This is a genomic window from Thermanaeromonas toyohensis ToBE, assembly GCF_900176005.1.
GTDB classification, from domain to species: domain Bacteria; phylum Bacillota; class DSM-521; order Neomoorellales; family Neomoorellaceae; genus Thermanaeromonas; species Thermanaeromonas toyohensis.
Map to the genome: position 1 here is coordinate 2,001,368 of NZ_LT838272.1, position 25,681 is coordinate 2,027,048.

At 50.2% G+C, this 25,681-nt stretch carries 40 protein-coding genes and 2 tRNA genes; 9 read left to right on the forward strand and 33 right to left on the reverse strand.

Annotation, left to right across the window (positions count from 1 at the left end; genetic code table 11):
* Nucleotides 1-16: 16 nt before the first annotated feature.
* The 31 genes from B9A14_RS10355 to B9A14_RS10495 form a co-directional block, all read right to left on the reverse strand.
* Complete coding sequence (locus B9A14_RS10355; protein WP_084665626.1) at nucleotides 17-1,483, reverse strand: HK97 family phage prohead protease; 1,467 nt, start codon at nucleotides 1,481-1,483, stop codon at nucleotides 17-19.
* A gap of 4 nt (nucleotides 1,484-1,487) precedes the next feature.
* Nucleotides 1,488-3,494, reverse strand: a complete 2,007-nt coding sequence (locus B9A14_RS10360) for a phage portal protein (protein ID WP_084665627.1) — start codon at nucleotides 3,492-3,494, stop codon at nucleotides 1,488-1,490.
* Nucleotides 3,495-3,506: 12 nt separating this feature from the next.
* The gene (locus tag B9A14_RS10365) at nucleotides 3,507-4,805 is read right to left on the reverse strand and encodes a terminase large subunit domain-containing protein (protein WP_084665628.1); all 1,299 of its coding nucleotides are present in this window, start codon (nucleotides 4,803-4,805) and stop codon (nucleotides 3,507-3,509) included.
* Complete coding sequence (locus B9A14_RS10370) at nucleotides 4,753-5,298, reverse strand: hypothetical protein (protein WP_157109922.1); 546 nt, start codon at nucleotides 5,296-5,298, stop codon at nucleotides 4,753-4,755. Before B9A14_RS10370 ends, B9A14_RS10365 begins: the two co-directional genes overlap by 53 nt.
* A 138-nt stretch (nucleotides 5,299-5,436) precedes the next feature.
* A tRNA-Trp gene (locus B9A14_RS10375) sits at nucleotides 5,437-5,514 on the reverse strand.
* Nucleotides 5,515-5,555: 41 nt separating this feature from the next.
* Complete coding sequence (locus B9A14_RS17465; protein WP_172839134.1) at nucleotides 5,556-5,756, reverse strand: sigma factor-like helix-turn-helix DNA-binding protein; 201 nt, start codon at nucleotides 5,754-5,756, stop codon at nucleotides 5,556-5,558.
* A gap of 224 nt (nucleotides 5,757-5,980) precedes the next feature.
* Nucleotides 5,981-6,445 (reverse strand): hypothetical protein, encoded by a 465-nt coding sequence (locus B9A14_RS10385; RefSeq protein ID WP_084665630.1) that lies wholly within the window; start codon nucleotides 6,443-6,445, stop codon nucleotides 5,981-5,983.
* Between the two features lie 118 nt (nucleotides 6,446-6,563).
* Nucleotides 6,564-6,785: a hypothetical protein gene (locus tag B9A14_RS10390; RefSeq protein WP_084665631.1), complete on the reverse strand. Its 222-nt coding sequence runs from the start codon at nucleotides 6,783-6,785 to the stop codon at nucleotides 6,564-6,566.
* Nucleotides 6,786-6,803: 18 nt separating this feature from the next.
* Nucleotides 6,804-7,043: a hypothetical protein gene (locus B9A14_RS10395; RefSeq protein WP_084665632.1), complete on the reverse strand. Its 240-nt coding sequence runs from the start codon at nucleotides 7,041-7,043 to the stop codon at nucleotides 6,804-6,806.
* Entirely contained in the window at nucleotides 7,043-7,231 is a 189-nt protein-coding gene (locus B9A14_RS17470; RefSeq protein ID WP_084665633.1) for a hypothetical protein, read from the reverse strand. The genes B9A14_RS10395 and B9A14_RS17470 overlap by 1 nt, the downstream gene beginning before the upstream one ends.
* Before the next feature lie 99 nt (nucleotides 7,232-7,330).
* Nucleotides 7,331-7,522: a zf-TFIIB domain-containing protein gene (locus B9A14_RS10405; protein WP_084665634.1), complete on the reverse strand. Its 192-nt coding sequence runs from the start codon at nucleotides 7,520-7,522 to the stop codon at nucleotides 7,331-7,333.
* Nucleotides 7,516-7,794: a hypothetical protein gene (locus tag B9A14_RS10410; protein WP_084665635.1), complete on the reverse strand. Its 279-nt coding sequence runs from the start codon at nucleotides 7,792-7,794 to the stop codon at nucleotides 7,516-7,518. Before B9A14_RS10410 ends, B9A14_RS10405 begins: the two co-directional genes overlap by 7 nt.
* A 285-nt stretch (nucleotides 7,795-8,079) precedes the next feature.
* Nucleotides 8,080-8,208, reverse strand: a complete 129-nt coding sequence (locus B9A14_RS18010) for a hypothetical protein (protein WP_269456738.1) — start codon at nucleotides 8,206-8,208, stop codon at nucleotides 8,080-8,082.
* 11 nt (nucleotides 8,209-8,219) lie between these two features.
* Entirely contained in the window at nucleotides 8,220-8,549 is a 330-nt protein-coding gene (locus tag B9A14_RS10420; RefSeq protein WP_084665637.1) for a hypothetical protein, read from the reverse strand.
* A 26-nt stretch (nucleotides 8,550-8,575) separates the two neighbouring features.
* Nucleotides 8,576-8,649: transfer RNA gene (locus B9A14_RS17235), tRNA-OTHER, on the reverse strand.
* Nucleotides 8,650-8,651: 2 nt separating this feature from the next.
* A complete protein-coding gene (locus tag B9A14_RS10425; RefSeq protein WP_084665638.1) occupies nucleotides 8,652-9,017 on the reverse strand; it encodes a RusA family crossover junction endodeoxyribonuclease in 366 nt (121 codons plus the stop codon).
* Between the two features lie 4 nt (nucleotides 9,018-9,021).
* A complete protein-coding gene (locus B9A14_RS10430) occupies nucleotides 9,022-9,987 on the reverse strand; it encodes an ADP-ribosylglycohydrolase family protein (protein ID WP_084665639.1) in 966 nt (321 codons plus the stop codon).
* Nucleotides 9,974-10,855, reverse strand: a complete 882-nt coding sequence (locus B9A14_RS10435; RefSeq protein ID WP_084665640.1) for an ATP-binding protein — start codon at nucleotides 10,853-10,855, stop codon at nucleotides 9,974-9,976. Before B9A14_RS10435 ends, B9A14_RS10430 begins: the two co-directional genes overlap by 14 nt.
* On the reverse strand, nucleotides 10,779-11,783 hold the full coding sequence (locus B9A14_RS10440) for a hypothetical protein (RefSeq protein WP_084665641.1): 1,005 nt from the start codon (nucleotides 11,781-11,783) through the stop codon (nucleotides 10,779-10,781). The genes B9A14_RS10435 and B9A14_RS10440 overlap by 77 nt, the downstream gene beginning before the upstream one ends.
* A gap of 11 nt (nucleotides 11,784-11,794) precedes the next feature.
* A complete protein-coding gene (locus tag B9A14_RS18015; protein WP_269456739.1) occupies nucleotides 11,795-11,926 on the reverse strand; it encodes a hypothetical protein in 132 nt (43 codons plus the stop codon).
* Nucleotides 11,927-12,097: 171 nt separating this feature from the next.
* Nucleotides 12,098-12,319 (reverse strand): hypothetical protein, encoded by a 222-nt coding sequence (locus B9A14_RS10445; protein WP_084665642.1) that lies wholly within the window; start codon nucleotides 12,317-12,319, stop codon nucleotides 12,098-12,100.
* A 139-nt stretch (nucleotides 12,320-12,458) separates the two neighbouring features.
* On the reverse strand, nucleotides 12,459-13,157 hold the full coding sequence (locus tag B9A14_RS10450; protein WP_084667108.1) for an MBL fold metallo-hydrolase: 699 nt from the start codon (nucleotides 13,155-13,157) through the stop codon (nucleotides 12,459-12,461).
* 1 nt (nucleotide 13,158) lies between these two features.
* On the reverse strand, nucleotides 13,159-14,121 hold the full coding sequence (locus B9A14_RS10455; protein WP_197686505.1) for a RecT family recombinase: 963 nt from the start codon (nucleotides 14,119-14,121) through the stop codon (nucleotides 13,159-13,161).
* A 1-nt stretch (nucleotide 14,122) separates the two neighbouring features.
* Nucleotides 14,123-16,096, reverse strand: coding sequence for an AAA family ATPase (locus B9A14_RS10460; protein ID WP_084665643.1), 1,974 nt, complete (start codon nucleotides 16,094-16,096; stop codon nucleotides 14,123-14,125).
* Nucleotides 16,071-16,280, reverse strand: coding sequence for an early set domain-containing protein (locus B9A14_RS10465; protein WP_084665644.1), 210 nt, complete (start codon nucleotides 16,278-16,280; stop codon nucleotides 16,071-16,073). Before B9A14_RS10465 ends, B9A14_RS10460 begins: the two co-directional genes overlap by 26 nt.
* 167 nt (nucleotides 16,281-16,447) lie before the next feature.
* Entirely contained in the window at nucleotides 16,448-16,849 is a 402-nt protein-coding gene (locus B9A14_RS10470; protein ID WP_084665645.1) for a hypothetical protein, read from the reverse strand.
* Entirely contained in the window at nucleotides 16,846-17,286 is a 441-nt protein-coding gene (locus tag B9A14_RS10475; protein ID WP_084665646.1) for a DUF6011 domain-containing protein, read from the reverse strand. Before B9A14_RS10475 ends, B9A14_RS10470 begins: the two co-directional genes overlap by 4 nt.
* Nucleotides 17,287-17,353: 67 nt before the next feature.
* Nucleotides 17,354-17,839 (reverse strand): helix-turn-helix domain-containing protein, encoded by a 486-nt coding sequence (locus B9A14_RS10480; RefSeq protein ID WP_084665647.1) that lies wholly within the window; start codon nucleotides 17,837-17,839, stop codon nucleotides 17,354-17,356.
* A gap of 104 nt (nucleotides 17,840-17,943) precedes the next feature.
* Nucleotides 17,944-18,138 (reverse strand): hypothetical protein, encoded by a 195-nt coding sequence (locus B9A14_RS10485; protein ID WP_084665648.1) that lies wholly within the window; start codon nucleotides 18,136-18,138, stop codon nucleotides 17,944-17,946.
* A 137-nt stretch (nucleotides 18,139-18,275) separates the two neighbouring features.
* Complete coding sequence (locus B9A14_RS10490; protein ID WP_084665649.1) at nucleotides 18,276-18,455, reverse strand: hypothetical protein; 180 nt, start codon at nucleotides 18,453-18,455, stop codon at nucleotides 18,276-18,278.
* A gap of 13 nt (nucleotides 18,456-18,468) precedes the next feature.
* Entirely contained in the window at nucleotides 18,469-18,714 is a 246-nt protein-coding gene (locus B9A14_RS10495; RefSeq protein WP_084665650.1) for a helix-turn-helix domain-containing protein, read from the reverse strand.
* 166 nt (nucleotides 18,715-18,880) lie between these two features.
* On the opposite strand from B9A14_RS10495, the gene B9A14_RS10500 reads away from it, so the two are divergent.
* The 9 genes from B9A14_RS10500 to B9A14_RS10540 all read left to right on the forward strand — a co-directional run bounded on the left by B9A14_RS10500 (nucleotide 18,881) and on the right by B9A14_RS10540 (nucleotide 24,462).
* On the forward strand, nucleotides 18,881-19,237 hold the full coding sequence (locus B9A14_RS10500) for a helix-turn-helix domain-containing protein (protein ID WP_084665651.1): 357 nt from the start codon (nucleotides 18,881-18,883) through the stop codon (nucleotides 19,235-19,237).
* 21 nt (nucleotides 19,238-19,258) lie between these two features.
* Entirely contained in the window at nucleotides 19,259-19,603 is a 345-nt protein-coding gene (locus B9A14_RS10505) for a hypothetical protein (RefSeq protein ID WP_084665652.1), read from the forward strand.
* Nucleotides 19,596-20,063 carry a type II toxin-antitoxin system HicB family antitoxin gene (locus tag B9A14_RS17590; protein WP_197686506.1) on the forward strand — a complete coding sequence of 156 codons (468 nt, stop codon included), beginning with the start codon at nucleotides 19,596-19,598 and terminating at the stop codon, nucleotides 20,061-20,063. The genes B9A14_RS10505 and B9A14_RS17590 overlap by 8 nt, the downstream gene beginning before the upstream one ends.
* Before the next feature lie 6 nt (nucleotides 20,064-20,069).
* The gene (locus B9A14_RS10515; RefSeq protein WP_084665653.1) at nucleotides 20,070-20,279 is read left to right on the forward strand and encodes a type II toxin-antitoxin system HicA family toxin; all 210 of its coding nucleotides are present in this window, start codon (nucleotides 20,070-20,072) and stop codon (nucleotides 20,277-20,279) included.
* 113 nt (nucleotides 20,280-20,392) lie between these two features.
* The gene (locus B9A14_RS10520; protein WP_084665654.1) at nucleotides 20,393-20,839 is read left to right on the forward strand and encodes an ImmA/IrrE family metallo-endopeptidase; all 447 of its coding nucleotides are present in this window, start codon (nucleotides 20,393-20,395) and stop codon (nucleotides 20,837-20,839) included.
* A gap of 42 nt (nucleotides 20,840-20,881) precedes the next feature.
* A complete protein-coding gene (locus tag B9A14_RS10525) occupies nucleotides 20,882-22,207 on the forward strand; it encodes an SNIPE associated domain-containing protein (protein ID WP_084665655.1) in 1,326 nt (441 codons plus the stop codon).
* 92 nt (nucleotides 22,208-22,299) lie between these two features.
* Entirely contained in the window at nucleotides 22,300-22,638 is a 339-nt protein-coding gene (locus B9A14_RS10530; protein WP_084665656.1) for a hypothetical protein, read from the forward strand.
* 24 nt (nucleotides 22,639-22,662) lie between these two features.
* Nucleotides 22,663-23,271, forward strand: a complete 609-nt coding sequence (locus tag B9A14_RS10535) for a DUF1515 domain-containing protein (RefSeq protein ID WP_084665657.1) — start codon at nucleotides 22,663-22,665, stop codon at nucleotides 23,269-23,271.
* A 30-nt stretch (nucleotides 23,272-23,301) separates the two neighbouring features.
* Entirely contained in the window at nucleotides 23,302-24,462 is a 1,161-nt protein-coding gene (locus B9A14_RS10540) for a site-specific integrase (RefSeq protein ID WP_084665658.1), read from the forward strand.
* A gap of 512 nt (nucleotides 24,463-24,974) precedes the next feature.
* Here B9A14_RS10540 and B9A14_RS10545 read toward each other — a convergent pair.
* Nucleotides 24,975-25,385 (reverse strand): tyrosine-type recombinase/integrase, encoded by a 411-nt coding sequence (locus B9A14_RS10545; protein ID WP_084665659.1) that lies wholly within the window; start codon nucleotides 25,383-25,385, stop codon nucleotides 24,975-24,977.
* Entirely contained in the window at nucleotides 25,382-25,537 is a 156-nt protein-coding gene (locus B9A14_RS17240) for a hypothetical protein (RefSeq protein WP_157109926.1), read from the reverse strand. Before B9A14_RS17240 ends, B9A14_RS10545 begins: the two co-directional genes overlap by 4 nt.
* Nucleotides 25,538-25,681 lie beyond the last annotated feature (144 nt).

Here is a 25,681-nt window from a genome sequence, read left to right on the forward strand (position 1 = left end):
ACCCTCCTCCAAAGTCTTAGTGTTTATAAAACCTACCCAGAAGCCTCTCTACTTCGGCCATTGCAACTTGGGCAGCGTATTCAGCTATGGCTTGCTGCAATTCTTTTGTTTCGGCTAGGTTCGGCTTTTGCTCCGTGTTGGATTCTGGCGCAGGCATAGAAGAAGCCGCCTCGTTTGAAGCGGCTTTCCCTTCTTCGTTTTCTTGTGCAGGCTCGGCACTGTCCAGAACCTCCTGGATCAGGTCCCGGGCCTGAGTAAGCTTCTCCTTGTTCCTGCGGTTCAGCACCGCTCCTGCTTTTTGCTCAAGTCCTCCAAAGAACCACTCTTTGAACCCCTCATTCACTGTCACTTTGCCCAGCGGTTTCAAATCGGGTGTAGCTACCGTTATTGTCTGATTTCGCCTGTCAATAATCAGAGCAAATTCCCTTTCTGCTTTCTCTGCTGACACCAATTCACCAGAAACATAAGCCCATATCACATCATCAACAGAATTGAACTGAACATTTCCTGTTGGCACTAGCTTGCCAACTGCCAATTCAAACAAGATTTCTTCCACCGACTTGTACTCCGGCGGCTCCTTATCGAACTGCTCATAGTGCTTAACCAAGTGATTGTACATGGCCTTCTTAGCGCTAGCCCATACCGGCTCCCTATCGTAAGTCTTGAGCAGGTAGGCCATCGCCGCCCGCACGCCGTTCCACACCACACAGAACTGGCCGTCAACTATATCGTGGTGCGGGAAGTAGTAGGCTCCGAAGTTCTCCTTGTCACTGGTGTCCACAAAGAGGAAGCCCCTGGCATACTTACCCCAGTCGATGGTCTCTTTTTCACCGGAACCGTCCTTGCTGGCCCACTTGCGGAGCCTTTGCTCGGCGGCGTCACCATCCCAGGGCCTATCCTCCGGAGCCTTCGGGGTAGCCTCAAATTTGACTGCCCCTTTTTCTACCACGTCCAGCCACTCCATGCCAGTTTCACCTCCTTCCTCAAGCAACCTGTAGAATTCTCCCAGGTCTGCAGCCTTCGTCAAAGCCATCTGCAAAGCATCTGGATTGGCCGGGACCGGCACGGCAGAAAGTTCCAGTAACTCCCACTTCTTGTAAATGCGGCCCCTGCCCTGGCTATCCTCAAAGTCCTGCCACTCTAACGGAATAAAACCTATGGACGTGGCCCGGAGAAAACCGTCCTTGTATTTGCGGTAGACTTGCTGAGCAAAAGGGTCCGCCAAGTCGAATTTGATGTCGAACTCTATTCCCTGCGGCGTAACCCTCTCGGCCAAGCTCTTGCCTATAGGGAGCACCTGGTAGTTGTGCGCCCACAGAAAAACCGGGTTCTTGCGATAGTTGTCCAGCACCACACCCTGCGGATCTACTATCTCACCCCATCTATCACGGGTTGGCGTAGTGCCCAAAAAAGTTATGACGCCGTTCTCGGCGTCAACCCCTTTCACTGCTACCTCCATGATCTTGCGCACAAGCTTGCCCATTGGCTTACTCCTCCTCCGTCTCCGTAATCGGAGCTACTGTACATCGGCAGTTTATAACGTTGCCAGCGCTGCCCATCGGATCCCCGGGGAAGCGCAGCATCTCACCGCCTACCTTAAACTTGCTCCCCAGCGGTACCCTCTGCCCGTCCGCTGCCGCGTGTGCTGGCCTCGTCCTCTCGTCTAGTGCAGCCACCCATTCCAGTTCCCTTACTACCCCGCTCTGGTGGTAGGCCTCCACCGCACCTAGGGAGGCTGCTCCGTTGGTCTCCGTCCGGGCTATCGTTTGCGCTCTATAACCTTTCGCCTCAGCAAAGACCTTACTTACCCGCTCAGCCAGCTGAGCTATTCCCTCCCCGGCTTCCAAGCCAGCTAGCAGTTCTTCCCGCAAGGCCTCCCGCGTGGTGTCATCTATACCCTTAATGCGCTGCAGCTGTTCCTTTAAGCCCCTCCTTACCGCTGGGTGGTTAACGTCAAAACTTATACCTACGTCCAGCTCGGATAAAACGCTTTGGCCCGCTTTTTTCGCTATCTCCAGCAATAGCGGCTCTATTAATTCCTCCAGCTTCTGCTTAAACTCATCTTCGTCCCACAGAAAGATATCCACGTCTATAGCCTTTTTCTTGGCTAGCAAGTGAAAGGCCCCGAGTTCTTCCGGGGCCAGCTGCTTTAGCCTTTTCATCACTTCATCCTGCTGTTTTTGAAAATATTTCTTAAGGGACGTGACCATGCGCCTCTCAAGTGGCTCCGTCATGGTCACCCAGGCCTTCCACTTCACTTCTTTTTCTGTTTCGCTCAAAGCCTTCCGCTTAACCTGCTTCTTTTCTTCTTGCGCTGGCTTGCCTGCCGGGAATAGGTTGCCTGGCAGCCAGGGCACGTCAAAATCGCTCCCCAAAGGCTCAAGCCCTATCTCCTGCCTCGCCTCGTTTATCGTAAGCCAGCCGTTTTTGACACCAGCCTCAATTTCCTTTATCTTGCGCTCCCAATCCTCGGGCACGGGATTGTCAAATTCCAGCACCAAATCCGGCTCAAACTGCGGAAGCAGGAATTCGTTTAACTGCTGCTCAAGCCGCTTAAGCCTCGGGAGTATAACTCGCTTGGCAAAGGTATATTCGGCGGCTTCGGCGTTGGCCCGGTTTACATCTTCTGTGATCCCTAGGATATGCTTCGGTACACCGTATATCGCCAGGATGTCGTCACGCAACAACCGTAATTCTTCCGTAAACTGAAGCTCTTTAAGGCTCCTCTGGATTTCCTGGAACTTAAGTCCTGCCCCCAAGACTGCTATCCGGTGTGCCTTAGCAACTCCCTTATGTCCAGCCTCCCACTGCGCTCTTAACCTGTTTGCGTCACTTTCCTCAATAGGTTGATCCGTAGTGAGTATCCCTGCCGGAGTAGCATCATTGAAGAAGAAATTCCGCACCCATTCCTGCGCATACTGGTGTATATCCAGCGGCAAAGCAGCGGCTCTGGTAGCCGACCAGCCGCGGTAGTAATCGTAAGGATGAGTGCAGCGTAGCCTTATCACGTCTTCGGGAGGAAACCGCACTATACTTCCTCCAGGCGGCCTGTACTCGACATAGCTCAAAAACTTTTCTGGGTCCTTCTGCAGGTACACCCACGCCGGGACCAGCGGCCAGATCTCTGCCGGTTGCCCCAAGCGGTTTCTCTCCAGTACCCACCACGCCTCGCCCACAAGCTCAAGGTGGATCTGCGTCAGTTCCCGCAGTTCAAATTCCGTCATCCAGGGGTTAACCTGACCAAGCAAATCCAAAACCGGATGTTGCTCAACTGGTTCCCAATCCCCATTCTTCGTTTTACGGTAAAGCCTGTACGGAACGCTAGCCACGTTTTCCGCTATCACCCGGACGCAGGCATAAGTCCAGTAGGTATAAGCACGGAGAAAGTCTATAGTCTTCTTCTCAGGAGGTAAAAACTTCTGCCACGTCCAGGTGACGAAACGCCCTATGGATCTGGCTATGATTTTATCCATGAAGCGGCTTAACACCGACACTCGTACCAGCTCCTAAAGCCAGAAAATTTGGGGTTGTTTAGTAGCCTTTACCGCCCAACATGCCAGGGCTAAGCTCATTACACAGTCATCATGTCTTCCCTCGGGTGCCTCTGCTTTAACTGTTGTTCCTCTCCGCACCCTCTGAAAGCACCGGAGTTCGTCACGCAACATCGTATTACCCGCTGGGAGGAGAAGTTTTTTCTGTTCCACCTGTACCACCAAGTTAGAAATCAACTCTTCCCTGCTCCGGACAGTAAACACGAACGGTTCGCAGTTCCTTACCTGCTCTGCTACCGGGTCGCCTACGCCCGTGGCATCAAGATATACCTTAGCACTATACTTCGCCTGCAACTCGTTCACGTGGGCCACTATATCCCCGTAAAGCCTCCCCCGGTAACGGTACCATTCAGCTATTTTGTAGGGTGGCTCGCTGATATCAAGCACGGTTATAACCGTGTAGTCCTGGTATTTTGCTAAATCAACACCAATGGAATAGCGGTGGCCTGGCTCTGGTTTTCCCAAGGGAGTATAATCCTCAAAAACATCCTGTAGTACCGCCCAAGGGAAAACCGCCGTATCATCATCAACGAATTCAGCTAAGTATTCTATCCTGAAAGCCACCTCTGGTATCTCACGTCTTATGCGCTCTATTTCATCCCTTGGTATCCGGGGGTTGTCATATATCGTAGCGTGAAAACTTTTGTAGTACCCGCTTTCATCTCTGAGCCCTTGTCCAAAAAGCTGGTAGACGTAACCCTGGGTACCATTAGGCGTGGTTTCTATGCGCACCTTACCCCCACGGTCTAACACCATAGCTCGGATTACGTCATAATAAACCTTATCTTTCACAAAGGCTGCTTCCGTAATTGCCACGCCATCCGCACCTTTGCCCCGCAAATAAACACCATCCCGTGAAGTAGACCGGGCCATGATCTTGCTGCCGTTTACTAGCAATATCTCGGGGAAAGGAGACCATTTGATATCCTTAACCCATACATCCAGCAACGGGTTTTCCAAACGTTGTTCAAACTCCTGAAAGTATATCCTCGCCTGGTCAATCGAAGGTGCAACCACGTACCACTTCTGGCGAGGTTTCTGGAAACAATGCCAGAATACCTCTAGCAGGGTTATCAGTGATTTTCCGACGCGTCTTCCCGCCACTTTCGTTGTAATGCGTGGCGCAAGAGAAAACATCTCCCGCTGTTTAGGTGTAAGCTCTACTCCAAACAAAGAAGCGGTGAACCCTGCTGGATCACCGCTATGCTTCCTCGCCTTTTCTAGCCATATCTCCCGCACCTTCTCCGGCAACATGCTTTGCTAAGTCCTCCATTAGAGCCGAAAGCGCATCAGCCATTTTCGACGCCCCGTCCTCGCCCAGTAGTTCCAACTTCGTCTTCATCGCCTGTCTCATTTCGCTCTGCAATTTTTCCCGTAGTTGCACTAGTGCTAGCGGCGGTTTCTTACGCTCTTCAAGAAGCTCTTTAAGCCAGGCCGTGGTAGCTTGGCTGAGTTCAAAGTTGTCGGCTATAGTGGCGTCGAGCATTTCAATGTCTGACAGCCGTTTCTTAACCTCCAGATCAAACTGCTTTTGGCTTTTCCGATACTGCTCTCTAGCTTCAGCGGCAACATCAAAATGCTCTAGCATATGTCGCCGGATCGCCTCATGGCTGATTTTCTCTCCCATTTCGGCCAACCGGCGAGCAACTTCCCTAGCACTTACGCCTCCTTCTTTGATCCATTTTTCTATTTCGGCCCGGTGCGGTGAGTTACAGACTTTACACCGGGCACTGTACCCAACCGGCATCCGGGCCACCTCCTGTCAAGGTTGTCAACGTCAAGGTTGCCATTGACACGGTTGTCAAGCTTGTACACCCCCGGCCCCCGCCCCTGGCCGCTATACTGGGGTGTACTGACCCGCCCGCGGTGGGCCACCTATTCACTCTGGCAGGGGAAGCGGGATTTGAACCCGCAGCAGACCGGGATTTGGAGTCCCGCGCTCTCCCACTTGAACTATTCCCCTACGCAGAACAAATTAAGCCGCCCTTCGCGGACGGCTCCTCGCTAAGTGTCATATTTAGCCGCATAATTGGCTACCAACTTCTTCTTAGCCCTCTCTAACAACACCTCAACAGGAGTTCTATTAACACCTAATTCGCCAGCGATCTCTGAAATCGTTTTGCCTTCACCATAATACTTACAGACTATAGCTAACTCCCTATCCGTTAGTCCTTCCACCAGTTCTTCTTTCAATGCGATGTTCACACATGTTTCGACCAAGGCATTTCTTACTCTTCTTTCGCTTTCCCCACGAAACACGATCATTCCGTGCTCGGAACATTTTATAAAGGTGCCATCTCTAGAATATCTAATAACGTGTTTTGCTTCCTTGCCACACAAAGGACAAAACATTATCTACCAACCCCACTCCAAATAGCATTGTAGCACATGTAGCCTTTGTAGAAGTCGCAAAAAAGTCGCATCTTTTTTCAGTACCACCCTAACCTTTCGGCTATGCCGTAGATAAAGCCGTTCTTGTACCTGTAAAAAGTTGCCCTGTCCATGTTCAATATCGCTGCCATATCATCCGGCCTCATATCAAACCTGCTTTTCCCTGCCATAGCAGCCTGAAGCCAATCTGGAGGCTCCCAAAGTATAGCCAGACCGTACTTCACCCATATAACCCTTCTGGCTTCTTCCTTACACCGAATGTAAGTGTCTCTTATTGCCCCCGTAATCCTCTCCATCTCCCGCAGAAGAATATAGTCCGCCAGCTTAGTGGCCCTTCTCTCTACACTTGAGCTCCTCCATCCCTCGTTCACAGCCGTCGGCCTTATCTCCGCATTCCCGGCCAAAATAATGTCCTGCCTCAGCTGTTCTATCTGCTTTACCGTTTCCTCATACGCATATATCTCCGCTTCAATATGCCTGTACGTAGCCCTTTTCAGCTTCAACCCAGTTGCCACCCCCACCGGAGTATGGTAATATGTCTATAGCAAAGCCGCTTCTTAAGCCCCGGTGGGGGTTGTTTTTTTTATGCTTTTTGCGGCACATCTTCTTTGAAATGTGTCCTTACTGGTACATCCTCCACTCTGCTATGTTTCTGCGAATTTCTCTATCCAATTCTTTACATAGTTTCTTTGCCTCTTCTTCTGTTAGCCCATCAGCCACTTTTAATACTTCTTCTCTTCTCCACCAAGGAATCCAGCCATTTTCAGCGGTTGCTTTAAGACTTTCTACCCATGTACACGCTATATAATCGCCTGCTGGATTTTTTCTAAAATGTCTACCCATAATTACCTCCTTCGCATTTTAAACAAACCGCGATAAAATAAACTTTGCCACCTCATACGTTGCCCACCAGCAGTTGGTTGGCGAGCATTCCCGCGCCGCGGCAATAACTCTATCCCGTTCTACTTGGGGTAACCCTTGCAACCTCCGCTCTATTTCCTGCAATGCTGCCACCTTATTACGGCTTCTCCAATAAAACTCCGCGTAAGGCTCTAGTACTTTAGAGAACCAAGGTGGCTCGGTATAGCTCTTTCCGCCCATTATATCGCCTCCCTCTCTCCCGGCAATAGTCCCGCCCTTCCGGGTAGTGGTCTTTCCTCCATAATCGTCTTCCACTGCCGGAATGGAAGAGCTAATATCTTTGCCCGCTCTATCCATTGCCGAAGTCTAGCGGCCACTTCAGGTTGCTTCCACTCGACGTATTCCGCCACTGTTATAATTCCGTTCAACTCGCCACCTTCTTCCCATATCTACGGCCAGGCCATATTTCTAATAGCCATCCCGTTCTATAATCTAGCCTGACCAACCTGCCGCAGCTGGTGCAGAGCCTACCCCACCACTTCCCTTTCCACCTGGCCCGCACCATCTTTTTCCCGCACCTGCATATCATGCTCTCGCCTCCAAGTGCGGTATTCCCAAAGCACATAAATCCTCTCGCAGTTCATACAGCGCCAGCGACGCAATTTATCACCGAAAAATACCTCATGCATCTCCTGGCTACAGCGCGGGCATCTCAACATTTCCCCATAGCCACCCGTTTCCCCCTTTCATACTCCTCATAATTTGCCTGCGCCTTCCTACGAGCCTCCTCACACTTGCGTATGGTGTATACCCCTTCTATGCCGGGGCAGAATTTCCAGAAGAAAGGGATCCGGTTCTTGCAATCCGTGCAAATCTTATTAGCCTCCGGCGGCGGAGGCACCTCGGCCCCACACCTGGGGCATGTCCAGGTAGAAGCTGCCGCCGCCGAGTACATGAGAAAACCGCATACCTGGCATATCCTTTCCTGCATTACTGCCGCCTCCCTACCCAGAGTTGAAGTTCATCATTCCACTCCGCTCTAAACCTAGTTGGAAGACTAATACCTAGCTCCTTAAGCTTTTCCGCCAGAGCTCTACAGCATACTCTTTTAGCTTGTGTCTTCTTCCCCTTCGGTCGTTCCATTCTAAATCGCAAACCGGTAGGAGCAGGGCGCAACACCAAGATCGTTCCCTTTTTGTTGAGTAAGAGCTCTATTCTTTCCCCGTCTTGGAAATTGGCTCCCAGCAGCGAAGAAAGCCGTACATCGCCCCGTGGACTAATAGTAATCCAGTGCGCGGAACTGCTCTTTTGTAACACCCTTGCGCTTCCGCCTGCGGTAATTCTCAGCATCTAGAAACGCTGCCCGGGCGTAACCCACATCCCGGGCCCGCCATGCTTTTTTCATCAGAACCACCTCTACTTGTCGAATAATGGCACGCAGTTACTTTTTATTGCGTGCTCTGCCTTTTTAGCGATTGCTTCCACCACACCGTCCAAAATCTTCTCTATCGCCTCATATGTTTTTCTTCGCAGGGCCTCCTGTATTTCTGGCCGCTTAACATACTCTGCCGCCAAAGTCATGGCCTGTTCAGTAAGCAGTTTTCCTATTTCCCAATCCAGATGTAAATCTGTCAATAGCATCCGTGTGAGGCTTTTTGCAATAATCTCCTGCTTCTGCTCTTCTGGGAGAGCTGCTACAACCTTGGCAGCTATCTCTTGTTGCAAGAATTTTTCCAGAGTATCCATTTGGCTTATCCCCCTTCATCCTAATCTGGACCCGGCGCCGGGATTTGAACCCGGCCTCCTTTCCCTGTGCCCGGGAAGGTGCGTCCCCAGCGCCGCCGGGTCTTAGGACACTTCCTCCACCCGCCACACCTTTACTTCCACCCGCTCCAGATCACTCTTATTCCGCCGGGCTCTTATCTCCACGACCTGGCTATCATCGTGCCAGGCCACACCGTTCAGGCCATCCATTACCGCCTTTACTATGTTGTCTAGGTCCCCTATCCGCCCCTTGCCGGTACCGTAAACCTCTACCTCTATCCCTATCGGCCCCTCCAGCGGCTCTAATATGACCTGAAATGCCGTCCAGCTCACCAAGTTCTTATAAGCCAGGTAGCGCTGGGCCCGTGTTTTTACCCACTTTCCCCGCTGCGTCATTCGCACAGCCGGCACCGGGCGGCCGGGAACGGTGAAGCTATACGGCTGAGCCATTTCACTAGCCCCTCTCCTCACAGCCTTTTCGGACCTTTAATAGCCCCTCCGCCGCCCGGTCCAGCCTGGCCTTCTGCTCCGACGTGAACTTCTCCAGCCACCTGGAGGGTATAGCATCAAATCCCCAATAAACTCCCGCTAGGCCACCGGCAATGGCCCCGATGGTGTCCGCATCTCCACCAAGGTTTACGGCCCTGACCACCGCATCCTCAAAGCCCTCAGCCTCTATAAACGCCCATATTGCGCAGCGAAAACTGTCCACCGTATATCCCGTTGGCTTAAGGTTGCTACCGTCTCTATTGATAGGCGCATCTATGATCTCGCTCAAACTTCCCTGGTAAACTTCCTTTGTCAACTCTCTTGCAGCTTTAGCAGCTTCAGCTAAGGCAATATACTTGTCCAAGGCCCCGTCTAGAATGTTCCGCACCGCCAGGGAATAAACTGCGCAGGTCAACCCAGCCCTGATATCCCAATGGGTCATCCTGGCTATAATGATGGCCCACCGGTAAACGTTACGGGGCTCCGTGTAGGCTATCCCCACCGGTAACGTCCTCATCAGTGCCCCATTACCGGCGCTCATACCACCCAATTCCCGGTGAGCCCGTTCGGCCGCTATGTGCCACTGGTTCAAATTATCTCTGTCCAAAATACGAAAGACTGTACTGACTGTGTTCCCTATATCCGGCGGATTAGTAGCCCTCCACCGCAGGAAGGCCTGTCCGATATGTGGGACCGGGTCCTCTGGATCGGCTATAATTCCCTCGGCCACGGCCAGGGTCATTTCGGTATCGTCTGTCCATTCGCCGGGGCGGAGGTTAAGCCACCCGCCACCCACGATGTCCCGCAAAACCCCGTAATACCGCCGGATTTCATCCCGGTTTATAAACTCTACCGTGGCACCCAGGGCGTCCCCGACTGCCACGCCGTAGAGGCCTCCTCTAACCCTATCTTCCAGACTAAGTAGATTCACCGGCCTTTACCTCCTTTGTCTTTCTTTCCTGGATCCTTTCCAAAGCCCTCTTCCTCCGAAAGCTCGCGCCTGTATTCTCTACCACCACGCACATCTCCAGTATGCGGTCGAAAGCCCTCTCCCCTACAGCCTCCTCTAGCTCCCTTAAGTTGCAGTTGGTAGTAATAATCATAGGCTTTTGCTGCCTGTATCGGTCGTCCACTATGGTGTAAAGAGTAGTTTCAACCCATTCCGTCCATTTCTCTGCGCCTGCGTCGTCTAACACCACCAGATCGGCCAGCGATAATGCCTGCAAAATATCCGCTTCCGTTTCCCCGCGTTTATCGGAGTATGTCTTTCTAATTCTGCCTAGAAGGTTTGGCACATTAGCGAATATAGCGGGGATGCCGCACTTTATTAGCTCATTAACTACAGCAGCTGCCAGATGGCTTTTCCCATTCCCAGGCCTGCCGTAGATTAAGAGACCTTCCCCGGTTTCCAATTTCTCTTGGAAGTTCAAGACAAAGTTACGTGCTTCTTCATAAGCCCTTTCAGTGCCGGGCATAGGAACCCACGTTTCAAAAGTGCATTGCTGGAACCTCGGCCCCAGCATACTTTCGTCAAATAGCTGCTTAATCCGCCGCTTCCGTTCATTCTCTCGTAACCGTCGCTCTGCTTCCTCCCAGCTTTTAAACCTGCACTCGCATGTTTTGGGGATAACTATTACACCGGATTGAAAAGGATGCCTGAATACGTGCGGCTCATTAACTTTTCCGCAGAACTCACACTTATAAGTTTTGGCCTCTATCTCTTCACCTAAGGACGAAAGATTCGTAGTCTTGAATCCCAGTCTTTCCAGGACTTGTCCTGCTCTTTCCAGGTCTGCCATTGAATTCACCCCGTTCCGCTTCACGTTTTAACCGGCGCATAATCCCCCGGGTATACGCCTCTTCCTTTGTGGGGTACCGTGCCAGATGTATTCTCAGAGCTTCCATCACGATTTCCGGCGGATACCTGCTCCAGTACTCCAGCTCGCGAATTTTAATGCTGTCGGCTATCTTGGCATTCTTCCTGGTAAAGCGTATAGTTTCCCAGTAGTCCTCAATTAGCTGCCGTTGTTCAGGAGAATATCTGGATAACAAGCCTTCAATAAGCGAAGGCGTAGACGGCGAAGCCGTCGAGCCTGACAAGTTTTTTGACCCCTCCTCCCCCACACCCCCTCCTTCGCTTTCAGTTCTTTTTTCTTTCTCTTCTTTTAACTTCTCTTCTTTTCTATTCTCTTCTGTCGTGGTCTGCTCGTCGTCTGTTCGACGACTATTCGTCGAATATTCGTCGAATAGGTATGTCTCTGTTACACTACTACTCTCCGAATGTTCGGCAATTAGTGATGACTTGGGGTCTCGATTAGGTATGTACTCAGGCAGGACTTCATAATGCCACTTGTGTTTTTCCTTCCCGTACTCTTGTTCCCCGTGCCATACGACCCACGGGGGAAGAGGAAGAGAAGGCGGCGAAGGCCTGTCCAGCTTCTGGTGCTTGTGAAAGTTCTTAAGCCAGGCGTAGGTGCGGCCATTGACCTCAAATTCTACCACTTTGTTAAGTCTGACCAGGGTTTGATAGTAACCTTGAATAGTGGCTATATCGATATTGTCGCCCGGGAAGATCTTCATCTTAAGCCCGAGTGGATTCGGATCAAATACCCCGCTATCCTCGGCTACGCACCACAGGCCCTGGTAAAAGAGCCTGCCGCCAAAGTCAAGATTAGCGATAATATCAGGGTCTACGAAAAATTCCGGGTTCAGTATCCTTCGCCGCATGTTTGGGCCTCCTAAAAGGTGCTTTCAGCTGGGTATTCATTCCATTCCCGGCCGTCTAGTTCACGGCCAGCCAACTTTCTGCCAAACCTGTACATTACAGTTCCAATTTCTTCTAGGAACGACTTATCTTCAATTGGCCGCATCCGTCCGTCAACATTCCCTAATTAATGGGCTCCCCACCGTCTCCGGCTGCCCCCTCGCGCCCTAGGTGGATAGAGCAGTCTCCTGCTATTTCGCGCCTTTCCCCGGTCTAGGACGCATCCGACCGCCGGAGTGTCCCTCCACACACTTCCGGCCCGGAGCCAGCGGGGAAGTTATGACTGTTTCTTTATAACGGTGCTTGCAACTGCAATTTTATCGGCCAATTCCTTCAGAATACTTTCGGCCTCATCATGCGACGCAGTATAGTAAATTTTATATCTTTGTTTCATCCCCACAGCCACTATCCACCATCCTCCGATACCCGGGTCATCTTCTATAACTAACGTCTCACAATGGTCAAGATTGACCAGAATAGTCTCAGTCTGTATCCACATAACGTGTTCCCCTTTCTTTTTACCGCCGCCCCAGCCCGGCGCAACTGGAGCGGCGGACAGTGGATAATGTGGATAGCCAGCCCCCGATAACTCGGAGGATGCCTCCTTTCCTTTGGATTTTTAAGTTTGAGGCTGGCGGTTAAGCAATAAACACCATCTTGCCCGTTAGAGCCTGGATTTCCCGTTTAAAGCGCTCTGCGTCCGCATTGTTGTCGCTCATGTGCAAAAGGTATATTGACTCAACTTTGCTCAGGTCGTTAGCCAGAAGGAAGTTTTTCGCTGTTTCTAGGCTCATATGGGTTTTTAACAGCCTCTTTTTTTGCTCTACCGATACAGTTCCCGCTGATATTTGCTCATTTAAAATATCCAGGCTGTAGTTAACCTCTATTAGCACATGAGTTAAACCCCTAAACCTGTACTTGCAATAGGCGGTATCGCTAATGTAGACCGCCTTAACCCTGCTTTTGTGGGCTAGCAGAAAGTTAAGGGGTTCGGCGGCGTCATGCACCGCATCGAAGGGCTTCACGGTCCATTCTCCTATTGTCAATTGCTCAAGGGCCCGGATAATGTGTACTCTATGCCCGCTAACTCCTAAAGCTCGGGCCGTGCCTTCGCTCATGTAGCAGTCCACGCCCATCTTAAGGAGGTCTTTAACGGCCCGGGAGTGGTCCTGGTGCTCATGGCTGACCAAACACCCTACCAGTTCGTTAAGGCGAAATCCACACAACCGCTGTATTTCTCTTGCGGGTATTCCCGCCTCCAGGAGGAGGGGGGAGCCACCGGCGATAAGCCGGTAGCAGTTCCCCTTTGAGCCGGACCCGAATATCTGGACTTCCATATTAGAACCCCGGATCATCCCCGAAAAATACCTGCTGCCCTTCTTGGGGTTCACGCCTTTGTGAATTGGTCGTTTGCGGTTTGCCGTTGCCGGGCTTTTCGGCTTCCTCGGGTACGTAATTTTCCTCGGGTTCCTCGATTGGTTCAATATCGATTACCTGCTGGTTTGCGTTCTCAGCTATTTCCTGTTCAGCTTCTACCTCCGCCGCAATTTCCTCCGACCGCCTTACTGCCCGGAGAAGCTGGGCGTCATTGGAGGAGTTAATAATTGGCTTACAGACCTTATTGATAACTGTTCGGATACACATCTCTGCGGTAAACTTATCATGGGTAGTACCAGGCTTGATATTGCCCTTCTCATCAACCGGATGGATCGGGCTCTGCCTCCATGCCTGCTTAATCTGATCGATGGTCATAATTTCGGTAGCTATAACCTCGTCGTTGTGATTGATTACCATGGCATAGGCCGCCTTGATCTTTTTGGGGTTTATGTTTTCCAACTTCTGCTCGTGGTTGGTCACTATCTTTTTACCCCGGTCTAGCTTGTAGGTAAATACGTCCCCTTCATAAACCACTTCAGCCACAATATCCGCTATGTCCGGGTTCACCATCTTAGCTACGGCCATGGTGCCGAAATAGCTCCTCTGGCATACAAGCTGATTTCCATAGGCAATAAAGTAGCATTGCTGTTTAGCTGGATTAAGCCCTTGAATGACCATGTCCATGAGGGCGTTCACTATTGATGCCTTCGTGCAGGTCTGCAGTACCGGCCTTTTTTCCCGGTCAACGGTATTCTGGAGTATCAGCCAGGCGCTCTTAAGGGCGTTTACCGGGGAGTAGTCGGGCGGCAGGTTGATTTCTCCGCGCCGCAGATACTCCTGTACCTTTGCAGCCACTAAATCAACGGTATCTTTTTTCAAAAGGGCCAACGAGCCTTTTGTTTGTTGTTCCGCCGTCATCGCCATATTAGATGGCCTCCTTTAGTAAAGTGTCTTCCTCGATTTCTACCCGTAGGGTCTTATCCCGCGGGCTCACCACCAGGCTGATTACCTGGCTATTGACGGGGATTAAGTTGGTCACACTCTCCCGCTCGTCTATGAAAATCGGGGCGTAGAACCCGTAATGCTCTGCTAGCGTGTTGATTATGTCCAGGCCGATATTTATTTTTGCGGCCCCGTTCAGGTCGGGATAAGGGACCCCTTTATACAGGGTCACGCAGGTTTCAGCTATGCCGCCGTTAACCTGCTGCTCGAAGAGCTTAAACCGGGCATAGCGGAATTTGGAATTTATCCGCTCCTCCAATAAATTGACTTTGGTCCGGACAAACTGCTCGCACAGGTACAACTCCTTTTCCAGCCGCTCGTATTCGGCTGCCAGAGCCTTCTCCTGGGCCTTAAGCTCTTCTATCCTTGCCAGGCCGGCCTTGCGGGCTTGGATACGGGCCAGGGTTTGGCTCAGGTCCTTGATCTGACCGTTGATGGCGTCAATTTCCCGGCGGACCTTTTCTATAGCTTCCCGGTTATCCGCCTGGAGCCGTTCGATTTCGGCCTCCAGTTCAGCCTTGCGCTCCATAGCGGCTTTTATTGCGTTGTCCAGGGCTATATCAGTATCGTTATTGGCCGCTTCCAGTTCGGCTTTAAGACGGTCAACTTCCGCTTGCCTTTTTACGAGCTCGGCCTCCATTTCTGCTAGTTTGGCGGAAAGCCAGTTATATTCGCCCATTATCTCCTCGTATTCGGCCCTGCGGCGCTTGCCAAGATTGCTAATCTCTTCAAGGTCCCGAGCCTTGGCTAGGTTAAACTCGGCCAAGGCCTTTTCCCTAGCCTCAGTTAGCTTTTCTTGCGGCAACGGTTGGCCGCAGGTGGGGCAGATGGTATCTTGCTCAAAGACAAACTCCTGCTTATTACGTTCATGCCATTGTATCCGCAAGCTATTTATCTCCCGTTCTACGGCCTGTGCATCGTCCAGAAGCTGGACCATGCGGCGTTTAGCTACTGCAATTTCTGTGGTCAGAACATCCACTTGGCCTTTTGCTTCGATTAATTTCCGTCGCAGTTCTCCCGTTCGCTCGGCCTGCCTAGCAGCCTGCTCGTTTCGCAGACGCTGAATTTCGGCCTCGCATTCCCGCAAGGCCACCTTGGCCTCGGCTATGGCTCCGCCGGAAGATACCTGGGCTAAGGCAGCCTGTTTTTCCGCTAGCACGTCATACAATGCCTTAATTTGACTCTGCAATTCGGCCTCGTCAATGTCGGGAACGTCAGGTAGTGCCCTGGTTGCCTCATCAATACGTGTGGGGATCTCTCTTAGTTCCTGATTGATTTTTGACATGCGGGCTTGAACAATCTTGCGATGATCATCTATGGATCTGTTGCCCAAAATGGAGGGAAGCTCAGAAAGGGACGGATCGGAAACAATAACCTCCTGGTCGGTTATGTCTCCGCAGATTTCCATTAGAATGCGGCGCCTTTCTTGCCAGGATAGGTTACGGTTAAAATGATAGGGGTCGGTAAGCAACCTAAATACAGTCTCATCCGCTAAGGCCGCAACCCGGGCCTGGTACTCTTTCTCCTTTACTGGTACACCGTCCACGTAATAGAGCGTTTCGTGTCCGGAAAAGATTGTAGTAGCGCTCCCCCGCTTCTTTGTCCATTTCTCGCGGAACACTCGCCGCAAGGTGAGTTTGCGGCCGTCGAGGTCAAATACCCCTTCAACTTCATGCTCCAGACCAGGGATGACCTGGCCGTTTTGGTCAAGCGTCTTTATTGCGAAATCGGCTCTGTTTTGGCTGTCCCGACCGAACAGTAACCATAAGTAAGCGTCCACTAAGCTAGTCTTGCCAGCCTCATTAGCACCGTACACGGTACAATTTGCTCCGTTAGGTTCCAAGGTGAACCTGCGGATGCCCTTGAAGTTTTTAAGGGTTAGCCTCAGTAACTTCATCTAGAGTTTCCTCCTTCAACAATACTTTGGAAATCTTGTCAATAAGTTGCCTCGCATTCTCTTTTGTGAGGTAAGCCGCTTGGATATCGCCTCTTCCAGTCTCAAATCTGATTACCACGTGTTCTTTGCCACCTGGAAATGCAGCAACTTTCAAGGGTTCGTCAAGAACAATTGTGAAGAACACTCTTCCCCACCTCAGTTTTTGCGGGTCTGCCGCCCTGCCGTCTAGCGAGGAATTATCCTTGCACCGTCACGGACAGGGCAGCCAGTCCTTAATTTAGCGCCCTTTTCATTCTTTTGAGGTAAACCCTAAACCCGCTTACAGGTCCCACATAAACTGCTATAAGCTTCTTAGGCCTGCTCAGCATCTCGCTCCTCCACCTTCCAGCCGAATTTGCGGTAAAAGCACCCACAGTCTAGGCAAAAGGCGGTAATTATGTCGTACCTGCTGAAGGGAAGCTCCCTTTCCGTATGGATGTAGCGCCAGGCACTGCTACCGCAGGCGGGGCAAGCCTCGCTAACCCTTTCCCTACCATGAATGTGGATTATCGGAAGATCCCCGAAGTCGCATGTGTAAACTACCTCGTAACGCCCTAGTGGGAGCCGCTTTATTCCGTGAAGTTTTAAAACCGTTGCTACGGCCCGCATCATGGTGTTATGCCGTATTAGTCCCCAGGCGAAATTTTTAACCCACCTGTCCACCAGGTCCCGGACCTCCTGGGGGACTATTTCATACACCTTTGCCCCGCTCATACGGCCATCCGCCCCTTCCGCGCCTGGCGTTTGGCTTCTTTCATGGATTGGTAGGCCATCGCTGTATAGGTTGGCCCCGTGGCAATTGCCTCACGATATATCGCCTTCAAGTCTTCGCTCCTTGCGAACACAATTTCACGCTCGCCACGGGGGTCAAAAACAACTCCATAAGCTTCAAAAGCACCATCTCTATACCGAACGCTTATGCGCATATTAACGCTAAAGCCATTTTCGAGAGGGTATCTCCAGTTCGTGCCGAAGTCGATTTCCCCGCCTCTACGCAAGTGTTCTTCCCGGCGGGCCCACTCTTTTTCATCTGCCTGTAGGTCGCTGTCGAATATCCCGCCATCGGCCAGCTTGTAGCATTTTGGCCCTAACTGGCGGGCGATCGAGTGCGGATTAGTAAGCTTCCTATTGCATCTTGCACAGGTAGGCATCTCATTCCCTCCATTGACAGCCCCATCTAGGCGTGCTAGAATGGAGCCAGGTAGTTGGCTGTTATTCTTACAGTGCGGCTCGCAAAGCCGCTTTTTCTTTTTGTTTGGGCATTAAACTCGTTAGGCTTATGCCTATCCTCGCCGCAAACTGCTTAAGTTCTCCGATTTCCCGTTCTAACTCCACCACTTCCTTAACGATTTGCTGAAATTCCGGCCGCTCGTTCTCATCTACTTGCCCATCAGCCGCAATCGATATAAGCCTGGATTTGACCTTTTCAACGTCCTCTAGCTCCTTTAACAACCCTAAAACCATAGTGGCCACGTTGGTCTTCTCAAAGTGATGCGCAATTAGCTGCCCAATCGGGCACATCTTTGCGCAGTAATTTGCAGGAAGGTCTGGCCTGTTATATACCTCGGCCATCTTTAGCACTATCTCTGGTGGCACCACCGATTGCCCACTTTCATAGGCAAAGAGCGTTCTGGTGCCTATGTGCAGTCTTGCGGCTGCCTCTTCTCGGCTCAAGCCCGCTTGTTTTCGTGCCTCTCGAAACATTGCTTGCACCTACCTTCTGTGGTGTAATTTACTTAGAAGCTCCTGCCACCCCGGCATCAGGGCCCGGTGCCGGGGAACTAAGCCTACCTAGTGTCGTAGAGGAACTATCCCCTCTCTACCCTCAACACATCTGCCATTTCGCTGGCTTCAGCATACTCCCGAGATATTTCAGCCAGCTCCTGCCGCAGCTTGCGGAGTCTCTTCTCCGCTGCTTCGGCAGCCTTGATTATTTGCTTGCATTCGGCTATTTGGGCTAATACTGCTGCAAGATGTTTCTCTACCTGTTCGCGGGTCCGCAATCTTTATCACCTCCTCCTCTTTTGGGGGTTGGTACTCTAGAAGGATCCGCAGTGCTTTTACCATGCGCTCCATGTCGGGCTCAAACATGGGGACGTACTCTATGTCTCGGGGGGCTTCAGCCGGTCGGCGTGCCACATCAGGAAGCCTCCTCAATAGGCATCCAGCATTCCTTGTTGTCGGGGTTACCGTTCCATTTCTCCTGGAGCGCCTTGCTGTAGTCTTCATCGCTGGGGTACGGGCAGTTGGGGTTGCCGCAAACCCAGCATTTCTTGTGCTTCACGGCAGTCTGGTAAAGTGGGTCAACAAGGGTGGGCATGGAAGTCACCTCCTTATTGGTTGATGGCAGGGTTAGCTACCACACTGGTAGGTTCATCTGCATATAACTCATCAACTGTAACACCTAAGATAGCGGCAATATCTGCAAGCCTTTCGGCAGTGATGCGACGCTTCCCAGTTTCTAAGTAATGGTAGCCAATAGCAGTCTCATATCCCAAGGCTTGCGCCATGTCTTCTTGGGTTAATCCTTTTTGCTTCCGCAGAGCTTTGATCTTCGCGAGGTCTATATAGCGCTTCATGGCTTTCAGCCTCCTTTCCTACCAATTCGGTAGCCTTCGCTTATGATTATAGACTACCAATGTGGTAGTGTCAAGGGGTAACTTGCCAGTTTGGTAGAAAATATTTTAAAAACATTTGGGTCGTGGTAAAATACAATTACCAAGATGGTAAATCGGTGGTGTCAAAATGGACGTGCAGGAGCAAAACGTTACAAAGAAACTTGGGGAACGCCTGAGGAAAGCGCGAGAAGCAAAAGGACTTACCCAAGCTCAATTAGGAGCACTATTAAATGTATCCGACGCTACGATAAATAGATACGAAAAGGGGCAAAGAAGCCCAGATCCCGAAATGTTGGTCAAACTGGCAGAGGCATTAAACGTCTCTACCGATTATTTGTTGACCGGCAAACAGGCATCAATACTTGAATACGAAGCCGCCCACCGCACGGATGATTCCACGGATGAGCTTCCCGAGGAGGCTCGACGTAGCTTAGAGGAGTTCAAAGAATTTATGCTGCGAAAGTATGGGAAGAAACGAGATTAATACCGGAAGGAGGGCCCTGCTTTGGAAAATCCTGCGAATACCCCGAAGAGCAGTCCTCAACTAGAGAGCAGATTAATTGCTACAGAACCGTCAGCGTTACAGATCCAGTTCGCTGACCTTGTCCAAGCTAATGTTAACCCAGAAAGAGTTGTCCTAACATTTATTCAAAACTTACCTGGCAATGCTCCACCGGAAGCGATAAATACTGGCAATGTTATCGATGGTCGTGTTATCGCTCAGATTGCCGTTAGCTGGCCTCATTTGGTCAGGATCAGGGACTTACTTACTCGTATTATTGAACACTATCGCCAGGAAGTAATACGCTCAGTTAATTCTGCTTTAGGGGAGGCCGAAGAAAGTGAGTGAAGAGTTTATTACTTCCTCGGGTATTACCAGGAGAACTCTTTTTGATATATTAGGAGTAGAAAGACGGCAACAGACACAGATGCCCCAAATAGTACCTGGCACGATAATCGTCAATGTTAATATTGAAAACTCTACTATTAATGTTCCTTCCCTCGAGCCTTCAACTAAAAAAGGAGTGAGGGCCAAAATGGGAGGCGGTGTTTTTACCTCCTTTATTGATGCGGCGATGAAAGAAGCCATAGTAGAAAAATTGTCCGATGGTACATTTTACGCCGAAATACCCTCCTGTCCTGGAGTTTGGGCAGATGGGAAAACCAAGAAAGAATGTTTAGAAACCCTCCAGGAAGTTCTTGAAGAATGGTTATTGTTCAAGCTCCGGGAGGGCGATAGGGATTTTCCTGTATTAGGTGGCGTGGATTTGAATAGGGAATGGACCGAAGACCGCTCCTGGGCAGGTTGATATACGATGAAGCCTCTCAAAAGAAGAGAATTAATTGCGAAATTGAAGCACTTTGGCTTTGAAGGTCCCTTTCCCGGTGGTAAGCATTCATATATGAAACGAGGAAGTCTAAAAATAAGGATACCCAATGAACACGGCACAGATATTAGTGAAGATTTACTGCAAAGGATTTTAAAGCAGGCCGGCATAAGCAAGGAAGAATGGGACAGAACATAGGTAGAACATAATATGCAGGCCTATCATTTCCCTGCTGCTCTGTCTAGGTAGCAGGCTTTTGTTTTATAATGGGCATTTGACACGTTTCGACATAATCCGCAGGGGTGTTGGACATGCCCATGAAACTATTCGCTTTAGCGGAAAAAGAGGGAATCAAAATTGAGTGGTGGGACTTCAAACCGCCGCTGGAGGCTGTCTATTGGTACCGCCCGGGCCTTCCTCCTATTATAGGCTTATCGCATACTTTACAAAGCGCCCCCCGCTCCTACTTCAGATGTGTTCTTGCCGAGGAAATAGGGCATTTCTATACCACCATTGGGGCGATACATATTCCACGGACGCTACCCCGCTATCACCAGCGTACTAACATAGGAATTTACGAATATAGGGCCCGCAGGTGGGCAGCGGAGCATCTTATTCCGCTACCGGATCTGATACGAGCCTTTAAGGAAGGGGTGACCTATCGCTGGGAGTTGGCGGAGTACTTCGATGTAACTGAAGAGATGGTAGACTTCAGGTTGCGGTTGCCGGACCTAGTCACAGTTCGGTATGCTTGTTAGAATAAAAGCTCAAGCATTGATTGCGGGGGAGGGTTTCTAAGGATGGAAAATATAGTTCAAAAACGGTGGTATCTGAGCACATGGGTTATAGCGATTTTGATAGCACTTTGGCCTATAAGTTGGATTCCGACAATTATAGGCTTAATACTGATAATAATGCAGCAAAAGGTATACGGCTCCGCAGTAGACATACTAAATAAGGCTACCCAGGAAGCAGAAAACCTTATTAATGAAGCCACCCAGCAAGTTGAGCAACTTAACAGGGAAAAAGAATCTCTTGAGAAACGTTTAGCCGAAATGAACAAAGAATATGCACAACTTCAGGATGAATTGAAAAGCCTTACTAAAGAAGTTATAACGGCCACTGTTGATATTTCGGCCTATGACCAATTTACTTCAGAAGAAATAAAAAATAAGCTTCAGATGTTAAGGCTCAATCAGCAGGACCTGATAAAAAAAGATAAAGCCCTGATAATCACAGCGACAGATAAAAAGAAAATAGTGGAGAATAATGCAAAGCAAATTCTTAGATGCTTTAATGCTGAATGCGAAAACATCATTTCCCAGGTAAATGCTCGTAATGTGGATACAGCTAGGGGTAAGATTATAAAGTCTTTTGAAACTCTCAACAGGATTTTTGCTACAGATGGCATTGCTATATCTAAAGAGTACTTGGAAGCCAAGTTGGAAGAGTTAAATCTTGTATATGCATATGCCATTAAGAAAGAACAAGAGCGGGAGTTACAAAAGGCTATTCGTGAACAACTTCTAGAGGAGGAAAAAGCCCGTAGAGAACTCGAAAGAGAACGATTGAGACTAGAAAAAGAAGAGACCCACTTTAGGAACGAAATTAAAAAGCTTATGGCCCACATGCAAAAGGCAACTACTGAAGTAGAAAAGAGCTTCTATATAGAGCAAATTAAATCGCTGGAAGAAAAATTAGAGCAGATCGTTAAAGATAAAGAGGACATTATTAACCGTGAACAAAATACGAGAGCTGGCTTTGTTTATATCATATCCAATATAGGCGCATTTGGCGAAGATGTTTACAAAATAGGTATGACCCGTCGGCTAGATCCGTTAGACAGAATTTATGAATTAGGAGATGCCTCAGTACCCTTCAAATTTGACGTACACGCAATTATCTTTAGTGAAGATGCTCCAGCCTTAGAAGCAGCGCTACATGAGCGTTTCAGGGAATATGAACTAAATAAACTTAACCCACGAAAAGAATTTTTTAAGGTACCTCTAAGCGAAATTCAGAAAGCCGTTAGCGAGCTTCATAGCGGTCCTGTTAGTTGGACAATAGAACCACCAGCGGAGGAATACAGAGAAAGCCTTAGAAGGGCTGGTAAGCTGGCTAGTTAGTTTAAGACCTAGGTATAGTATAGCAGAAAGGCCGACGTTGGTCATGGTGGCTTTAGTGTATAGATAAAATACAACAAAGGAGGAGGAACTTGATGAATGGTAAACCTGTAATCTACAATTACGAAGTAAGTCCCCGCTATACGGAATTTCGGGTAGATAGCGTGTGGGGTGTAGTATCTTCGGCGGGAGAGCTGGAGGTTTACCTTTGTGAAGATGTCTTCCCTTTACCAAACAGCATTAAGGTTATTCCATCTACGGACCCTAATACCCCGCCTAGACAAGAACAGGACCCCGATTATAACCAGCTATCGGAAATTAATATCCGCCGTGTCTGCCATGCGCGAGTCATAATACCGATCAAGGTGTTGCCTAGCATTATCGAGTGGCTACAGTCTAAGGTTGAAGAATATAAAAAGATGGAACCACGTTAACGGCCACTATTAGGGGGGCTCAAGATGGCGGTTCTCGAAAATAATATAGCCCCGCAATTTGCAAGGAAGACACCACCTTCGCTTTCCCAAGCTTCCGGATTTGCCTCTAAGGGAATGGCCTCATTGAACAAAATTAGGCGAGGTCGTGCAAATGTTAGTAGGGATTGGTGGGAAGGATTTGGACCTACTTCCGCAGTGCCCACCGTGGTACATTCTGCTTTGCCAATATTGGAGGAAGAAAAACCAATAGACTATAATAAAGGTATGAAAGCCCAGAGTAGCCCTGCGAAGGTTTTTGGTGGAATTGTAAGGGCTAGGGAGATGATAGATATGGACTGGCAAGAAAAATACCTTGATAAGCTTAACCAGGATATAGGAGATATAAAAGCCTCTTTGAAGTCTACTGAGGACCGAATCGCCCATATGATTAATCAAACTCTATCTGAAATGAGAGACAGAGATAATCAAAGGCATGCTGAAATTTTGGCACTTAGAAGCGATATTCAAGCCATCAGGACCGATAACGCAGAAACTAGGCGCTGGATAATCGCCATGGTAATTAGTGCTATTGGGGTAGCTTTGGCTGCTATTATTGGGATTGCTTCTATCGTATATCAGGCATTAATAAAGTAAAAAGCATCTCAACTACAAGAGGTGCCTATGATGCCCACCGGCCATCTCGAAAAGCGCTACAAAAGTTCCTGGACCATAGTTATAGAACTCGACCGTGACCCAGTAACCGGCAAACGCAAGCGTATCACCAAAAGCGTTAAAGGTACCAAAAAAGAAGCCGAAAAAGAAATGGTCCGGATGCTAAACGAGCTTGAACGGGGTACATACGTGGAGCCTTCTGGAATGACTGTAGGTGAGTATCTGCTTCACTGGCTGGAGGCCTATTGCAAGCCCAACTTGGCACCCAAGACGCTGCAAAGCTACAGTTACATCATCCACCAGCATCTAATTCCGGCTTTGGGGCACATAAAACTTGACAAGCTACAGCCCCTCCATTTGCAAGAATACTACAGTAAAGCCCTTCAGTCAGGCCGTAAGGACGGTAAAGGCGGCCTCTCTCTCCGCTCCGTCCAGTACCATCACCGCATTTTACATGAGGCCTTGGGCCATGCGCTCAAGTGGCAGCTAGTACATAGGAATGTGGCCGAAGCCGTAGAAGCCCCACGTTATAAACGGCCTGACGTGAAAGCGTTATCCCCTGAAGAAGTAAATAAGCTCTTGGCCAAGGCTAAGGAGATTAATCATCCTGATTATGCCCTGCTAGTCACGGCAGTTTACACGGGGATGCGCCAGGGCGAGCTTCTGGGGCTACGCTGGCAGGACATCGACATGACTGCTGGCGTGGCCTATGTGAGGCAAATACTCCAGAAGCTTCCTGGCCAGCCGGTAATGTTCAAGGAACCCAAAACGCAGGCCGGGAAGCGACAAGTAGTGTTATCCCCTGCCGTAATAGACATTTTGAAGGCTGCAAAAAAGCAGCAGGCTGAAAATCGACTACGCTTAGGGCAGGCATATCAGGACTATGGGCTTGTATTCTGCCGCGAAAATGGCTTGCCTCTTGATCCTTTTACTGTTACTCACCGCTTCAAGAAGCTGGCTAAGCTGGCTGGCTTCCCCGAGTTACGTTTCCACGATCTGCGGCATACTCATGCTACCCTATTGCTGGCCCAGGGGGTACATCCAAAGGTGGTCCAGGAACGCCTCGGGCACCGGAGCATTACTCTGACGCTCGATACTTATAGCCACGTTTTACCCACGTTGCAAAAAGAGGCAGCTGCTAAAGTCGAAGAGGCCTTAAAGCACAGTAAATAGCGTTGCCGACCGTTGCCCAACCGTTGCCCAAATTCATAGTCCATAGCAGGATTCCAACGGATGATGTCGTATATAAAAATAACCGGAAGCTAGAATTTATAATACTTTGACGTACCGAACCGGATGAGGCCGGATAGACTTTATCGGACTCTTAATCAGCGGGTCGTGGGTTCAAATCCTACCTGGCGCACCAACAGAATCAAGGCCTCCCGGGATCGGGAGGCCTAAAAATTTGCTGCTTTGACAGCAATTTGACAGCAAAACGATGTATCTGCCTCCCCCTTCTCCAGCGCCCTGGCGAGGTCGGCCGCCGAGGGCCTGGTGTATACTGCCGTACTGTCGAGTCTAGCGTGCCCGAGCACGGTACTTCAATAAGATTGGCCCCGGACCGGAGCATGTTCGTGGGCGCAGGTGTGCCTTAAGGTGTGGGAGTGCAGAACCGGTATCCTGGCCCTCCAGGCGTACTTCTTCACCACCCGCCACGCGGCGCTGGTGGTCAGGGGCTTTTCGTCCTAGGCCTCAGGGAAGAGCCAGGGCGAGCGGGGGTACTTCTTCTTCCTCGCGGCCAGCCACTCCCGGAGGCCCTCCATGGCCTCAGGCGGCACGGGCACCTCCCTGTACTTGCCGCCCTTGCCGCCCCGGACCACGATTACCCCGCGCCTCTCGCCTATGTCTACGTCCTCCAACCTTAGCGACACGGCCTCCGATACCCTCAGCCCGCAGGAGAGCATCAGCCTTATTATTAAGCCCGCGTCCCTGGGGTCGCCTTCCCTCTCGACCTCCTGAAGGAGCCTGTTGACCTTGGCCCTCTTCAGAGCCTGGGGTACCTGCCTGGCCTCCGGGACGCCCTTCGGAAAGTACGGCAGCCCGGGGGCCAGGCCCTCGTTCACGCACCAAGAGAGCCAGGACTTCAGGGCCTTCATGCGGTGGTGACGGTGTTGGGCTTTAACCCCTTCACGTTCCGCATCCAGCCCTGGTACTCCCGGAGGTCTATGCTGATGGTCTTCTCCGGTTCCGGCTCCTCACCGCAGGTTTCCAAGTACCACCGCCCGAAGGCCAGGAGGTCCTTGCCCAAGTTTTTGATACCACCAAAGGAGTTAAGCTTACCGGTAGTATGTTCGTAAGCAAGCGGAAAGTTTTGGAACTCTTGTCTCCCTCCTAAACTCTTTTTGTAGGGAGAAGGATTTCGGTTTCTTATGGAGAACTATTTGTTATAGTT

Coding starts and splice junctions, on each gene's coding strand:
- B9A14_RS10355 (WP_084665626.1), bottom strand. CDS start 1,483: ATGGGCAAGCTTGTGCGCAAGATCATGGAGGTAGCAGTGAAAGGGGTT.
- B9A14_RS10365 (WP_084665628.1), bottom strand. CDS start 4,805: ATGTTGCCGGAGAAGGTGCGGGAGATATGGCTAGAAAAGGCGAGGAAG.
- B9A14_RS10370 (WP_157109922.1), bottom strand. CDS start 5,298: ATGCCGGTTGGGTACAGTGCCCGGTGTAAAGTCTGTAACTCACCGCAC.
- B9A14_RS10390 (WP_084665631.1), bottom strand. CDS start 6,785: ATGGGTAGACATTTTAGAAAAAATCCAGCAGGCGATTATATAGCGTGT.
- B9A14_RS10395 (WP_084665632.1), bottom strand. CDS start 7,043: ATGGGCGGAAAGAGCTATACCGAGCCACCTTGGTTCTCTAAAGTACTA.
- B9A14_RS10405 (WP_084665634.1), bottom strand. CDS start 7,522: ATGTTGAGATGCCCGCGCTGTAGCCAGGAGATGCATGAGGTATTTTTC.
- B9A14_RS10410 (WP_084665635.1), bottom strand. CDS start 7,794: ATGCAGGAAAGGATATGCCAGGTATGCGGTTTTCTCATGTACTCGGCG.
- B9A14_RS18010 (WP_269456738.1), bottom strand. CDS start 8,208: ATGAAAAAAGCATGGCGGGCCCGGGATGTGGGTTACGCCCGGGCAGCG.
- B9A14_RS10420 (WP_084665637.1), bottom strand. CDS start 8,549: ATGGATACTCTGGAAAAATTCTTGCAACAAGAGATAGCTGCCAAGGTT.
- B9A14_RS10425 (WP_084665638.1), bottom strand. CDS start 9,017: ATGGCTCAGCCGTATAGCTTCACCGTTCCCGGCCGCCCGGTGCCGGCT.
- B9A14_RS10435 (WP_084665640.1), bottom strand. CDS start 10,855: ATGGCAGACCTGGAAAGAGCAGGACAAGTCCTGGAAAGACTGGGATTC.
- B9A14_RS10440 (WP_084665641.1), bottom strand. CDS start 11,783: ATGCGGCGAAGGATACTGAACCCGGAATTTTTCGTAGACCCTGATATT.
- B9A14_RS18015 (WP_269456739.1), bottom strand. CDS start 11,926: ATGCGGCCAATTGAAGATAAGTCGTTCCTAGAAGAAATTGGAACTGTA.
- B9A14_RS10445 (WP_084665642.1), bottom strand. CDS start 12,319: ATGTGGATACAGACTGAGACTATTCTGGTCAATCTTGACCATTGTGAG.
- B9A14_RS10450 (WP_084667108.1), bottom strand. CDS start 13,157: ATGGAAGTCCAGATATTCGGGTCCGGCTCAAAGGGGAACTGCTACCGG.
- B9A14_RS10455 (WP_197686505.1), bottom strand. CDS start 14,121: ATGGCGATGACGGCGGAACAACAAACAAAAGGCTCGTTGGCCCTTTTG.
- B9A14_RS10460 (WP_084665643.1), bottom strand. CDS start 16,096: ATGAAGTTACTGAGGCTAACCCTTAAAAACTTCAAGGGCATCCGCAGG.
- B9A14_RS10470 (WP_084665645.1), bottom strand. CDS start 16,849: ATGAGCGGGGCAAAGGTGTATGAAATAGTCCCCCAGGAGGTCCGGGAC.
- B9A14_RS10475 (WP_084665646.1), bottom strand. CDS start 17,286: ATGCCTACCTGTGCAAGATGCAATAGGAAGCTTACTAATCCGCACTCG.
- B9A14_RS10480 (WP_084665647.1), bottom strand. CDS start 17,839: ATGTTTCGAGAGGCACGAAAACAAGCGGGCTTGAGCCGAGAAGAGGCA.
- B9A14_RS10490 (WP_084665649.1), bottom strand. CDS start 18,455: ATGCCCACCCTTGTTGACCCACTTTACCAGACTGCCGTGAAGCACAAG.
- B9A14_RS10495 (WP_084665650.1), bottom strand. CDS start 18,714: ATGAAGCGCTATATAGACCTCGCGAAGATCAAAGCTCTGCGGAAGCAA.
- B9A14_RS10500 (WP_084665651.1), top strand. CDS start 18,881: ATGGACGTGCAGGAGCAAAACGTTACAAAGAAACTTGGGGAACGCCTG.
- B9A14_RS10515 (WP_084665653.1), top strand. CDS start 20,070: ATGAAGCCTCTCAAAAGAAGAGAATTAATTGCGAAATTGAAGCACTTT.
- B9A14_RS10520 (WP_084665654.1), top strand. CDS start 20,393: ATGCCCATGAAACTATTCGCTTTAGCGGAAAAAGAGGGAATCAAAATT.
- B9A14_RS10525 (WP_084665655.1), top strand. CDS start 20,882: ATGGAAAATATAGTTCAAAAACGGTGGTATCTGAGCACATGGGTTATA.
- B9A14_RS10530 (WP_084665656.1), top strand. CDS start 22,300: ATGAATGGTAAACCTGTAATCTACAATTACGAAGTAAGTCCCCGCTAT.
- B9A14_RS10535 (WP_084665657.1), top strand. CDS start 22,663: ATGGCGGTTCTCGAAAATAATATAGCCCCGCAATTTGCAAGGAAGACA.
- B9A14_RS10540 (WP_084665658.1), top strand. CDS start 23,302: ATGCCCACCGGCCATCTCGAAAAGCGCTACAAAAGTTCCTGGACCATA.
- B9A14_RS10545 (WP_084665659.1), bottom strand. CDS start 25,385: ATGAAGGCCCTGAAGTCCTGGCTCTCTTGGTGCGTGAACGAGGGCCTG.